Origin of the sequence: Enterococcus pernyi (assembly GCF_045371165.1) — a bacterium.
Classification (GTDB): Bacteria; Bacillota; Bacilli; order Lactobacillales; family Enterococcaceae; genus Enterococcus_B; species Enterococcus_B pernyi.
In genome coordinates this window covers 91,579-103,729 of the sequence record NZ_JBIQDM010000008.1, presented here as the reverse complement: position 1 = coordinate 103,729, position 12,151 = coordinate 91,579, and the positions used below count along the sequence as shown (strand labels likewise).

Annotated in this window: 11 protein-coding genes and 1 pseudogene; 9 read left to right on the top strand and 3 right to left on the bottom strand. The window is 37.9% G+C overall.

Translation table 11 applies throughout. The features are described from left to right. Nucleotides 1–481: 481 nt before the first annotated feature. On the bottom strand, nt 482–1,024 hold the full coding sequence (locus ACH0AK_RS10550; protein WP_226076948.1) for a hypothetical protein: 543 nt from the start codon (nt 1,022–1,024) through the stop codon (nt 482–484). 115 nt (nt 1,025–1,139) lie between these two features. Here ACH0AK_RS10550 and ACH0AK_RS10545 point away from each other — a divergent pair, with 115 nt between their 5' ends. The 7 genes and pseudogenes from ACH0AK_RS10545 to dnaJ all read left to right on the top strand — a co-directional run bounded on the left by ACH0AK_RS10545 (nt 1,140) and on the right by dnaJ (nt 8,672). Beyond that, nucleotides 1,140–1,370, top strand: coding sequence for a hypothetical protein (locus ACH0AK_RS10545; RefSeq protein WP_023519833.1), 231 nt, complete (start codon nt 1,140–1,142; stop codon nt 1,368–1,370). 9 nt (nt 1,371–1,379) lie between these two features. After that, nucleotides 1,380–1,822: pseudogene (locus ACH0AK_RS10540) on the top strand (IS3 family transposase); the annotation flags it as partial. 358 nt (nt 1,823–2,180) lie between these two features. Continuing rightward, nucleotides 2,181–3,362 carry a radical SAM family heme chaperone HemW gene (hemW, locus tag ACH0AK_RS10535; protein WP_226076946.1) on the top strand — a complete coding sequence of 394 codons (1,182 nt, stop codon included), beginning with the start codon at nt 2,181–2,183 and terminating at the stop codon, nt 3,360–3,362. Between the two features lie 232 nt (nt 3,363–3,594). Continuing rightward, entirely contained in the window at nt 3,595–4,638 is a 1,044-nt protein-coding gene (hrcA, locus tag ACH0AK_RS10530) for a heat-inducible transcriptional repressor HrcA (protein ID WP_226076944.1), read from the top strand. 79 nt (nt 4,639–4,717) lie between these two features. After that, nucleotides 4,718–5,266: a nucleotide exchange factor GrpE gene (gene grpE, locus ACH0AK_RS10525; RefSeq protein WP_010735217.1), complete on the top strand. Its 549-nt coding sequence runs from the start codon at nt 4,718–4,720 to the stop codon at nt 5,264–5,266. Nucleotides 5,267–5,321: 55 nt separating this feature from the next. Further along, nucleotides 5,322–7,151 (top strand): molecular chaperone DnaK, encoded by a 1,830-nt coding sequence (dnaK, locus tag ACH0AK_RS10520; RefSeq protein WP_010735218.1) that lies wholly within the window; start codon nt 5,322–5,324, stop codon nt 7,149–7,151. 354 nt (nt 7,152–7,505) lie between these two features. Further along, entirely contained in the window at nt 7,506–8,672 is a 1,167-nt protein-coding gene (gene dnaJ, locus ACH0AK_RS10515; protein ID WP_010735219.1) for a molecular chaperone DnaJ, read from the top strand. 28 nt (nt 8,673–8,700) lie between these two features. Here the strand turns inward: dnaJ and ACH0AK_RS10510 are convergent, their stop codons facing one another. Next, the gene (locus ACH0AK_RS10510; protein WP_023519827.1) at nt 8,701–9,399 is read right to left on the bottom strand and encodes an HAD family hydrolase; all 699 of its coding nucleotides are present in this window, start codon (nt 9,397–9,399) and stop codon (nt 8,701–8,703) included. 10 nt (nt 9,400–9,409) lie between these two features. Continuing rightward, nucleotides 9,410–10,186 (bottom strand): DeoR/GlpR family DNA-binding transcription regulator, encoded by a 777-nt coding sequence (locus ACH0AK_RS10505; RefSeq protein WP_226076942.1) that lies wholly within the window; start codon nt 10,184–10,186, stop codon nt 9,410–9,412. 226 nt (nt 10,187–10,412) lie between these two features. On the opposite strand from ACH0AK_RS10505, the gene lacG reads away from it, so the two are divergent. Next, on the top strand, nt 10,413–11,813 hold the full coding sequence (lacG, locus tag ACH0AK_RS10500) for a 6-phospho-beta-galactosidase (RefSeq protein ID WP_010735222.1): 1,401 nt from the start codon (nt 10,413–10,415) through the stop codon (nt 11,811–11,813). A gap of 16 nt (nt 11,814–11,829) precedes the next feature. Then, entirely contained in the window at nt 11,830–12,141 is a 312-nt protein-coding gene (locus tag ACH0AK_RS10495) for a PTS sugar transporter subunit IIA (RefSeq protein ID WP_010735223.1), read from the top strand. Nucleotides 12,142–12,151 lie beyond the last annotated feature (10 nt).

Here is a 12,151-nt window from a genome sequence, read left to right as displayed (position 1 = left end):
ATCTTTAAAAAGGAAGTAGACTGTCGTTTAAAACTTTTATTTCAAAATTTTTTTAGAGAAATTTCAAATTTTGTAAATCCATCAATATGTCTCCTTGATAGTATAGCTCTTTTAGAAAATTCCATTGTATCAACCTCTATTAGAAATGAGCTTTCAATTGATTTTAGATTTTCCTTACCATAGTTTACAGATTCAGAATTTTCTGCTTTATTTATAGATATTGTGATTGGAGAACTTTGATTCCATCTTTCATATGAGTCAAAGGAAAAAGTGGATTTTATGATATTTAAATTATCAATTAATGCAATTGGTTGGGATGAAATAAATAAGGAATTAACCAGGTATGTTACTAGTTTGTATAATAATAATGAAATCCTTTAAATATACATATTTACCATTTTCAGAAAAACCATAGATTATTCTATCGTCAATTATATTTTGCTGATCAAAGAAGTCTGCAAAACTATTCATTAACTTTAGTCTAAATTTTTGCGATAGTACCATCATCTTTTAATTGATAACTAGTAACCACTTGGCGACTCAGTCCCATTCCTGTTCCAGTAAATATATACAGATTAATTGATTTATTTACTGGTTGTTGTGCCATCAAAAGCTCTGAGTTCTTTTTAAAACGTTCTAAATCTTGTTCACTCTCTAAATAATTATTAGTAATGCTTAGACTATAGAAGTTATCTCCTGTTTTAGTTAACTCAATTTCAGCTTTGTCAGTATTATCAGAAAAATAAGGTGATAAACTCAATTCTGCAACCATAGAGGCATCCTGCAAAGCTTTAGTTTCGTTGCCTTGAGTAGCATTAATCATACCTTGAATATCCATTTTTCCAGGATGCCATTCACTTGCAGGATATTCTTTTAATAATGATTCAGAAGTTGGTTCACTGCTTGATATTTTTGTTTGTTCAACCGTACTACTCGTTGTAGAACTAACTTTTTTTGTGGTTGGCTCGGTATTTTGATTAGAACAACCAGCAAATAAAGTAATCGTTGATACAAGTAATAACAACCAAATATTTTTTTCATTATTTCACTCTCCTCAAATTATATAATAACATGGTTTGAATATATTGTATCTAAATATTCCATGACGATAAGTATGCGCAACAGAAAAGTATTGTATTATGAAATTTGAACAACTTGGAAAACCAATCAAATTTGGCGAATATATGGGTCGTTACAAAGAAATGATCCAGCATGTGTTATGTGAATTGTCTTTTGTAGATTTTGATTCAGAAAAAATAAAAGCATTATTAAGAGCAAAAATACGTAAGGCAGAAACTACTTTTTATATCTTTTATGATCAACATCGCAGAGAGCCTGATTATGCTTTTTTGCAGAGGAAAATTATGTAGTGCGAGCCACTTTCACAACCCAATTTTGTTAATCAACAAAGGTTCAAGGCCACAGAAAATATAAAATTTGGTTAAGAGACATTACCTATATCACTCTGAAAGAAGGAACGCTTTATTTATCTATATTTATTGATATCTGTACGAGAAAAATTGTTGGGTGGTCTATGTCACCTAGAATGAAAGGTCAATTAGTTGTGGACTCTTTTCTTCAAGCATTTGGAAAAGAGCAGCCTGGACCAGGGGTTATTATTCACACTGATTAAGGCTCACAATAAACAAGCGCTAAATTCCAATCGGTGTTAAGAAAAAAAGAAGCACGCTCTAGTATGAGCCGAAAAGGAAACCCTTATGATAATGCCTTAATGGAATCTTTTTACAAAACGATAAAAAGAGAGCTGATCAATGATGTTCAATTTAGAGATATTGATCAGGCTCAAATGGAGATATTTAAATAGATTGAAACTTACTATAACACGAAACGCATACATTCTAGAACGTGTAGGGCACGCCAACATGAAAACCACACTGGAAATTTACAAACAAGTCTCCAATACAACTAAAGAAAAACTAATCCAAGAAACCGATTCTTGGATTTTTTAGTGGATTTGTTTGTTAAATACGTTTAGTATGCGTATATAAGAGGTCGTGAAAGTGCCGGTTAGCTCCGATGACAATAAGAAAGCAATTTTTAAAACAGCTTTTCATGTTTTGAAAATTGCTGGCTTATTTCAAGGAGTTGGCACTTGAACACCGTTTAAAGAGTGGTCGAAAAGCGGTACGACTTTTTGACGTAAGGAGAAAGAAAAACTAATGAAAGAAACAAACAAATCCGCAGAACATAAGGTTTCTGCTTATATCCATATCCCGTTTTGCGAACATATCTGTTATTACTGTGACTTCAATAAAGTGTTTCTAGAAGGTCAACCAGTGGATGAGTATGTCGAAATGCTACTAAAGGAAATGGCGATCATGATGGAGCGTCGTCCGGTGAATGAATTGGAGACGCTGTATGTTGGTGGTGGAACGCCGACTTCTTTATCGGCTAAGCAGCTCGATCGACTATTGTCTGGTGCCAGAGAGATCTTACCTTTTAATGAAGGAAAAGAGTTTACGGTGGAAGCGAATCCTGGTGATTTGACCAGGGAAAAGCTACAAGTAATGAAGAATTATGGGGTCAATCGTTTATCGATGGGGGTCCAGACCTTTGATAATCGCTTATTAAAGAAAATTGGTCGAAAACATACGGCGGAAGATGTCTATGAAACAATGCGATTTTTAGAGGCGGAAAATTTTTCAAATGTCAGCATTGATTTGATCTATGCGTTACCTGGGCAGACGTTAGAAGGCTATCTTGATACTTTGGAGCGGGCATTAGCCTTAGACTTACCTCATTATTCTCTTTATTCATTGATTTTAGAGAATAAAACGATGTTTATGAATTGGGTTCGACAAGGTCGGTTGCAATTACCAGATCAAGAGACGGAGACACGGATGTTTGAAGAAACGATTGCGGCGATGGAAAAACACCAACGTCATCAATATGAGATCAGTAACTTTGGTTTAGCTGGTCATGAATCGCAACACAATTTGATGTATTGGAATAATGATCACTATTTCGGTTTTGGCGCAGGGGCAAGTGGCTATTTGGATCATACGCGATATCGAAATAAAGGTCCGATCCAACATTATTTGCGTCCGTTACGTGAAGGTGAGCTACCGGTATTAGAACGTGAAGAGTTATCTCATAAAAATCAAATTGAGGAAGAGATGTTTCTTGGTTTAAGAAAAAAGGTGGGCATTGAGAAGCAACACTTTTTACAGCGTTATGGTCGATCGATTGAATCGTTGTATCAATCTGTCCTGGATGAGTTAGTAGCAGAAGAGTTGTTAGTGAATGAAGAAGACCGAGTATATTTGACACAAAAAGGAACTTTTTTGGGAAATAATGTCTTCGAACGGTTTTTATTGGATAAGGACTTGATAAACGACTGAATGATTGTTTAAATTTTTTATAACAACGAAATAAAAAAACGATTTGATCATTTTTTTTATGATTAAAAGACTGATATGACGGTATTTTAAGCAAGTTGACAATTGATTAGCACTCTCGGTGGCAGAGTGCTAAAAAAGTGGGTTCTTTTCCTTGACACTTTTTAGTCTTCTTGCTATATTTATAAGTGGGTTAGCACTTAGAAGCTAAGAGTGCTAATGAGAGGTGAGAAAGATGTTAACACAGCGACAAAGTGATATTTTACGTCTGATCATCCAAAACTATACGAGTAGTGGGGTGCCCGTTGGTTCCAAAACGTTAATGGCGGAAGGAGTCGAGGCAAGTCCAGCGACGATCCGTAATGATATGAAAGCTTTAGAGGATGAAGGTCTACTTTTAAAGACACATTCTTCTTCTGGACGTATACCGTCTGCGCTAGGTTATCGTTATTATGTGGATCATCTGTTACGACCTGCTCGTGTAGCAAATGATGATTTGCACCAAATTCGACAGTCTTTAAACAAGGAATTCCATGAAATCAACGAAATCATCAAACAATCAGCTGAGATTTTATCTGAGTTGACTAGTTACACTACTTTTTCGTTAGGACCCGAGATTAAAGATCGCCGTTTGACCGGTTTTCGCATCGTGCCATTGAACAGTCGTCAGGTGATTGCGATCGTGGTGACTGATAATGGGAACGTTGAAAGTCAGGTTTTTACTCTTCCTGAAAACTTAGGTAGTCAGGACTTAGAAAAAATGGTTCATATTGTCAATGACCGTTTGGTAGGAGATCCGTTAGTGACGGTATACAACAAATTACGCACGGAGATCCCAATGATCTTGCATAAATATTTTCAAACAACGGAAGGGATGTCAAATCTCTTTGATACGGTATTGAGTCATGCGTTTGAAGATAAAGTTTATGTGAGTGGCCAAATGAACTTATTGGATTATGAACCGTTGCAAGATGTGGATCAGTTCAAGTCAATGTTTTCATTTATGACAGATTCCTATGAACTGACACAGATGATCGTACCGATGGATAGCAAGATACATATCAAAATCGGTTCGGAAATAGGCAATGACCTATTGCAAAATATGAGTATGATCCAAGCGAGTTATGAAATCGTCGGCCATGGACGTGGAACCATTGCATTGCTAGGACCAACTAGTATGCCATATTCCAAAATGTTAGGCCTTGTCGATGTCTATCGAAAAGAATTGGCGCACAAACTCGCTGATTATTATCGCACACTTGATCGCTCGGATTTTTAAACAATCACAAAAGTGACTGATCGTTTTTTCGATTTGAGCGATCAAGCATCTGACTGAATAATGAAAGGAAGACTGCATCATGAAAGAAAACCATGAAGAATTAGATCAGGAATTGAATGATACGCAGCTAGATCCAGAAACGGAAGAAGTAGAAGTTTCAGAAGTGGAAGAAGAAGCAAATGAACTTGCAAATCTCCAAGCTGAATTTGATGAAATGGAAGACAAGTTTTTGCGTGCGAGAGCAGAAATCGCTAATATGGCAAATCGTGGTAAAAACGAACGAGAGCAATTGCAAAAATATCGTTCACAAGATTTAGCCAAAAAATTATTACCTTCGATCGACAACTTAGAACGTGCTTTAGCAACAGAAGTATCTGATGAGCAAGGTGCAAGTTTGAAAAAAGGTGTCGAGATGGTTCTTGAAAGTTTGAAACATGCATTGAAGGAAGAGGGAATCGAAAAAATCCCTGCAAAAGGTGAACCTTTTGATCCGACATTGCATCAAGCAGTTCAGACCGTGCCAGCAACAGATGAATTACCTGCTGATACGATCGTTGAAGTGTTACAAGAAGGCTATAAATTACATGACCGCGTATTGAGACCGACAATGGTTATCGTTGCGCAATAAAGTCATGATGGAATAGAAACAAACAACTTAGTAATAAGATAAGGAGACGTTGATTATGAGTAAAATTATCGGAATTGACTTAGGTACTACAAACTCAGCAGTAGCTGTATTAGAAGGAAATGAAGCAAAAATCATTGCAAACCCAGAAGGAAACCGTACAACACCTTCTGTTGTGTCATTTAAAAATGGTGAGATCCAAGTAGGGGAAGTAGCAAAACGTCAAGCAGTAACAAACCCTAATACGATTTCTTCCATCAAACGCCATATTGGTGAAGCTGGTTATAAAGTGGATGTTGAAGGTAAATCATATACACCACAAGAAATCTCTGCAATGATCTTACAATACATCAAAGGATTCGCAGAAGATTATTTAGGCGAAAAAGTAGAAAAAGCAGTTATCACTGTTCCTGCATACTTCAACGACGCACAACGTCAAGCAACTAAAGATGCTGGTAAAATTGCAGGTTTAGAAGTAGAGCGTATCGTCAATGAACCGACAGCGGCAGCGCTAGCTTATGGTTTAGACAAAACAGATCGCGATGAAAAAATCTTAGTATTTGACCTTGGTGGTGGTACATTCGACGTATCGATCCTTGAATTAGGTGATGGCGTATTCGACGTATTATCTACTGCTGGAGACAACCATTTAGGTGGAGATGACTTTGATAACAAAATCATTGATCATATGGTTGCTGAATTCAAAAAAGAAAATGGCATTGACTTAGGTCAAGATAAAATGGCTTTACAACGTTTGAAAGACGCTGCTGAAAAAGCGAAAAAAGATCTTTCAGGTGTTTCAAGCACTCAAATCAGCTTGCCATTTATCACAGCTGGCGATGCTGGTCCATTGCACTTAGAAATGACATTGACTCGTGCAAAATTTGATGAATTGACAGCTGACTTAGTGGAACGTACGAAAGTTCCTGTACGTCAAGCATTGAAAGATGCTGGTTTGTCACAATCAGAAATCGATGAAGTGATTTTAGTCGGTGGTTCAACGCGTATTCCTGCGGTTGTTGAAGCTGTAAGAAAAGAAACAGGAAAAGAACCAAACAAATCAGTAAACCCAGATGAAGTTGTAGCGATGGGTGCGGCAATCCAAGGTGGCGTGATCACTGGTGATGTAAAAGACGTTGTTTTACTAGACGTAACACCATTATCATTAGGTATCGAAACGATGGGTGGCGTATTTACAAAATTGATCGATCGTAATACAACAATCCCAACAAGTAAATCACAAGTATTCTCAACAGCTGCGGATAACCAACCTGCGGTAGATATCCATGTATTACAAGGGGAACGCCCAATGGCTGCGGACAATAAAACATTAGGTCGCTTCCAATTGACAGATATTCCAGCTGCACCACGCGGTATCCCTCAAATCGAAGTAACATTCGATATTGATAAAAATGGTATCGTAAATGTATCTGCTAAAGATCTAGGTACACAAAAAGAACAAAAAATCACGATCAAATCTTCTTCAGGTCTAACAGACGAAGAAATCGAACGCATGGTGAAAGATGCTGAATCTAATGCAGAAGCAGATAAAGCACGTAAAGAAGAAGTGGATCTACGTAACGATGTCGATGCATTGCTATTCTCAGTTGATAAAACCTTGAAAGAATTAGAAGGTAAAGTTGACGAAGAAGAAGTGAAAAAAGCTGAGGCAGCTCGTGACGAGTTGAAAGCTGCAGTAGAAGCAAACAACATCGAAGAAATGAAAACAAAACGTGATGCGTTGAACGAAATCGTGCAAAACTTGACAGTTAAATTATATGAACAAGCGGCACAACAACAAGCTCAAGAAAATCCTGAAGCTGCCCAAGGCGGAGCGGATGATGTCGTAGATGCTGATTTTGAAGAAGTCGATGACGACAAAAAATAATCAGTTCATTTAGTTTCACTTAAAGAGATCAAGTCCCGCTTAGAATAAGCCGAAGAATTCGAAAATAGCTTCTCATATTTTCGCGATTCTTCGGCTTATTTCCGAGGGAATAATCTTGTATCACTTTATTTTATAGAGTTTAGAAGCATCGCTAGTGTAAAGAAACAAGTCATCAATTATGATTTTTCTTTGGATCAAGAAGAGAAATGTTTTCTTTTCTTCATGCCATAGAAATCAATGATCGATTTTTTCTTCTTTAGTCGATACTTCGAAATTTCCGGTTTTTGTTTCGATCAAAGTGTGATATGATAACAAACGACGTGGAAATGAAGAGAACCAATAGGAGGAAAGCCTATGGCAACAAAACGTGATTATTACGAAGTCTTGGGGCTGTCAAAGGGAGCTTCAGAAGACGAAATAAAAAAAGCTTATCGAAAGTTATCAAAGAAATACCATCCAGATATCAATAAAGAGCCTGATGCTGATGAAAAATTCAAAGAAGTTTCCGAGGCTTATGAGATTTTAAGTGATCCACAAAAACGTGCGGCTTACGATCAATACGGACATGCCGGAACTGATCCTAATTATGGCGCAGGTGGCGGCGGCTTTGGTGGCTTTGGCGGCTTCTCCGGTGGTGGAGCTGGCTTTGGTGGATTTGAAGATATTTTTGATTCGTTTTTTGGCGGTGGTGGAAGATCTGTTGATCCAAATGCCCCTCGTCAAGGATCAGATCTACAATATACAGTCAATTTATCCTTCGAAGAAGCAATCTTTGGGGTAGAAAAAGAAATCAAATACAACCGTGAAGAAATATGTCACACGTGTAGCGGAAATGGTGCAAAACCAGGAACACAACCGACGACTTGTCATAAATGTCATGGTTCTGGAACGATCAATGTGGAACGTCAAACGCCACTTGGTCGTGTGATGAGCCGCCAAACTTGTGATGTGTGTCGAGGCACTGGGAAAGAGATCAAAGAACCATGTCCAACTTGTCATGGCTCTGGTCATGAGAAGAAAGCACATACGGTCAAAGTGAATGTACCAGCCGGTGTGGAAGAAGGACAACAAATGCGCTTAGCAGGACAAGGTGAAGCAGGCGAAAATGGAGGCCCATTCGGAGATCTATATGTGGTCTTCCGAGTAGAAGAAAGTGATATCTTCGATCGCGATGGCTCAGAGATCTATTATGAGTTACCATTAAGCTTCGTGCAAGCGGCATTAGGCGATGAAGTACAAGTGCCAACTGTTCATGGGGATGTCAAATTGAAAATCCCTGCTGGTACGCAAACGGGAACGAACTTCCGTTTACGTGGCAAAGGAGCGCCGCGTTTACGTGGTGGTTCAACAGGGGACCAACATGTACGTGTGAAATTGATCACACCTAAAAACCTCAATGAGGAACAGCGTGAAGCTTTACGTGCGTTTGCTAAAGCAGGCGGCATGCATGTTCAAGAGCAACAAGAAGATGGTTTTTTTGATAAAGTAAAAGATGCGTTTGGCGGAAAAAAACGTAAATAAATACAAAAAAAGATAGACGATCATACGTCTATCTTTTTTTTGATGAAGTTGCAGTGGAGAAGAAATTGAGATAGAAATCATCAAAATTCTCTATCACACCATCTTTTCTTAGTTCTTGATCGGAGAATAACTGGCGATTTTTTCCAAATGGATCAATGGCGATGATCGTACCGATATTTGCACGCTTGGCTGCTAAAAGTCCAGAATAAGCATCTTCAATGACCAAGCAGTCTTTTGGTTCAAGAGCCAATTTTTGGGCAGCTTTGATAAAGATATCAGGTTGTGGTTTACCTGGAAAAGTATTATCATCGTAAACGACTTGGTCAAATTCAAACCATCGCGCTAAATCGAAAATCTCGAAATAAAATTCAACGTTTTCTTTGACTGTCGCTGTAGCGATGGTGATCGGGATATCCTCCTCTTTCAATATATCCAAAGTACCGATCAATCCCTGCGTAAGCACTAAATCATCCGGTTTTTCTAAGCAAAGAGTGCGATAATATGCCTCTTTCTCGTTTGATAGTTTCTCGACTTCTTCCTTAGATAAAGTAGGTGAGATAAAATAATTCAATATCTCGCTATTGGTACGTCCATGGATATTTTTAACAATGTCTTCATCAGAAAGCTCTTTTTTAGAATAATGATGGATCATTTGGACCCAAGCCGCTTCATGTAAATGGGAGTCTTGGAACATCGTCCCGTTGAAATCAAAAATAATTCCTTTCATACGTTCACTCCTAAAGTTCATTTTCTAGCGATTCCGCTAATTTTATTTGGACATATTGCGAATAATGATCTTTCACATGTGACTTGATGTGTGGATCAGTAATCAATAAATCGAAATCATGTAATTGATAAAAGATATAAAAGTCATCGCGATTAAATTTTTGGTGATCCACTAATAAGTATTTATTTTTCGAATGGTTCAATGCAATTTGTTGGGCTTCGCCTTCTTCAGTACTATAGGTTGAGATTGCTTCATTATGCACACCGTTAGCGCTGATAAAAGATTTGGTGAACTTCAGTTTTCTGAGGTTATCGTTGGTGATGGGGCCGACAAATGCACCAGTGTTTTTTCGAAAATCGCCACCGATCAACAAAATTTCGGGAACTTCTGCTTGGGCTAACACTTCAAAAACGGCATAATTATTCGTAATGATCCGCAATTTTCTGTGGATCAAGTGAGAAGCTAATAACTCGATCGTCGTTCCTGGGCCCAAAAAGACTGTATCGCCTTCATTGATCAACTGTGCAGCAGTTGCTGCAATCTGTTGCTTTTCGTTGATTTGCATGACTGATTTTTCTGTATGTGATAATTCTTGGTCGAGGGTATAGGTAAGACTTTGAGCCCCGCCATGGATACGCAATAATTTTCCTGACTTTTCTAGCTCATCCAAATCTCGACGAACGGTCATATCAGAGACATTCAATTGTTCGATGATCTCACTGACCGTTAAAATTCCTTTTTTATTCACCATCTCACTAATTGTTAGTAAGCGCTCTCTTTTTAACATCTAATCACTCCCAATTCACAAATAATCTACCATAGAATAGAATGGAGGTCAACAAAAACAAACATGTGCAAACAAAAATAATCAACCTAAACAAACAATTGCCACTTTTATTTTAAATAAATGCAATTTTTTGATTGAATTTGTTTGTTTTTGTTGACAAATGTTTTGGATGCGATTACAATTCGTGTTGTCATATAAATTAGTAGACAAGAAGGTAGGGGAAGAGATGCTGAAATTACCAGAAGATTTTATTTTTGGCGGAGCAACAGCGGCATACCAAGTAGAAGGTGCAACAAAAGAAGGCGGAAAAGGTGAAGTTGCTTGGGACGAGTTTTTAGAGAAACAAGGAAGATTCAGTCCTGATCCGGCAAGTGATTTCTATCATCAATATGAAAAAGATATTGAATTATGTGAAAAGTTTGGTGTGAATGGGTTACGTTTATCCATTGCGTGGAGTCGTATTTTTCCTGATGGAACTGGGAAAGTCAATGAAGAGGGTGTGGCATTTTACCATAAGGTCTTTGCAGCTTGTGAGAAACATGGTGTACTTCCTTTTGTGACGCTCCATCATTTTGATACTCCGAAAGTTTTATTTGATCAAGGTGATTTTTTAAATAGAGACAATATAGAAGCATTTGTTGCATATGCAAAATTTTGCTTTAAAGAATTTAAAGAAGTGCGTTACTGGAGTACCTTCAACGAGATTTATCCAGTGGCAACGAATCAATATTTATTAGGGATTTTCCCACCAGGAATCACCTATGATTTTACCAAAATCATTGCTTGTTTGCATAACATGATGTATGCGCACGCAAGAGTGGTGAACTTGTTCAAGGACGAGGGATACGCCGGTGAAATTGGTGTGGTTCATTCCTTAGAAACGAAATATCCTGCATCGGACGCTTTGGAAGATCAACATGCAGCATTCTTAGATGATGCGTTGTCGATCCGTTTTCTCTTAGATGCCACTTACTTAGGATATTACTCTGATGAAACATTGTCAGCACTTGCTGAGATTTGTGAAGCGAACGACGCAAGTTATGAGTTTCCTGAAGAGGATCTGGCGGAGATGAAGCGTGCCTCACATCGTAATGATTACTTGGGGATCAACCATTATCAATGCCACTTTGTCAAAGCGTATCATGGAGAGAATGCGATCCATCATAATGGCACAGGGGACAAAGGAACTTCTGTTTATAAAGTAAAAGGAATTGGGGAACGGATCTATAAAGAAGGGATCCCTCGAACGGATTGGGACTGGTTGATCTATCCAGAAGGGTTATATGATCTATTGTTACGTATCAAGGAAGATTATCCCCACTACAATAAAATCTACATCACTGAAAATGGGATGGGATTCAAAGATCAGTTCGATGATGGTGTGATCATGGACCAACCACGGATCGAATATTTGAAAGTTTATTTAGAATCATTGAGCCAAGCTATATCTGCTGGAGTCAACGTGAAAGGCTATTTCCTATGGTCGTTAATGGATTTGTTCTCTTGGTCAAATGGTTACAATAAACGATACGGACTCTTCTATGTCGATTTCGAAACACAAAAACGTTACCCTAAAGAGTCCGCCTATTGGTACAAATTCGTCAGTGAAACAAAAACAATCATTTAAGTTGGAGGAATGGAAGATGAATAAAGAAGAATTGCAAATGTTAGGTTTTGAGATCGTGGCTTATTCAGGGGATGCACGTAGTACGTTACTCACATTATTAAGAGAAGTACGTCAAGGGAAATTTGATCGTGTGGAAGAAGCCTTGAAGGATGCAGATGAGAATTTGACATTAGCCCATAATTCACAAACGAAGATCTTAGCAGAAGAAGCTTCAGGAAAAGATATGGATATGGGATTTATTTTTATCCATGGACAAGATCACTTGATGACTACTTTATTGCTAAGAGATTTGATCCAAGATTTTATTGAGTTATATAAAAACAAATAATCACTAGGAG

Bases quoted from the DNA above. Each gene is read 5' to 3' on its own strand.
- ACH0AK_RS10545 (WP_023519833.1), top strand. From the start codon at position 1,140: ATGAAATTTGAACAACTTGGAAAACCAATCAAATTTGGCGAATATATG.
- hemW (WP_226076946.1), top strand. From the start codon at position 2,181: ATGAAAGAAACAAACAAATCCGCAGAACATAAGGTTTCTGCTTATATC.
- hrcA (WP_226076944.1), top strand. From the start codon at position 3,595: ATGTTAACACAGCGACAAAGTGATATTTTACGTCTGATCATCCAAAAC.
- grpE (WP_010735217.1), top strand. From the start codon at position 4,718: ATGAAAGAAAACCATGAAGAATTAGATCAGGAATTGAATGATACGCAG.
- dnaK (WP_010735218.1), top strand. From the start codon at position 5,322: ATGAGTAAAATTATCGGAATTGACTTAGGTACTACAAACTCAGCAGTA.
- dnaJ (WP_010735219.1), top strand. From the start codon at position 7,506: ATGGCAACAAAACGTGATTATTACGAAGTCTTGGGGCTGTCAAAGGGA.
- ACH0AK_RS10510 (WP_023519827.1), bottom strand. From the start codon at position 9,399: ATGAAAGGAATTATTTTTGATTTCAACGGGACGATGTTCCAAGACTCC.
- ACH0AK_RS10505 (WP_226076942.1), bottom strand. From the start codon at position 10,186: ATGTTAAAAAGAGAGCGCTTACTAACAATTAGTGAGATGGTGAATAAA.
- lacG (WP_010735222.1), top strand. From the start codon at position 10,413: ATGCTGAAATTACCAGAAGATTTTATTTTTGGCGGAGCAACAGCGGCA.
- ACH0AK_RS10495 (WP_010735223.1), top strand. From the start codon at position 11,830: ATGAATAAAGAAGAATTGCAAATGTTAGGTTTTGAGATCGTGGCTTAT.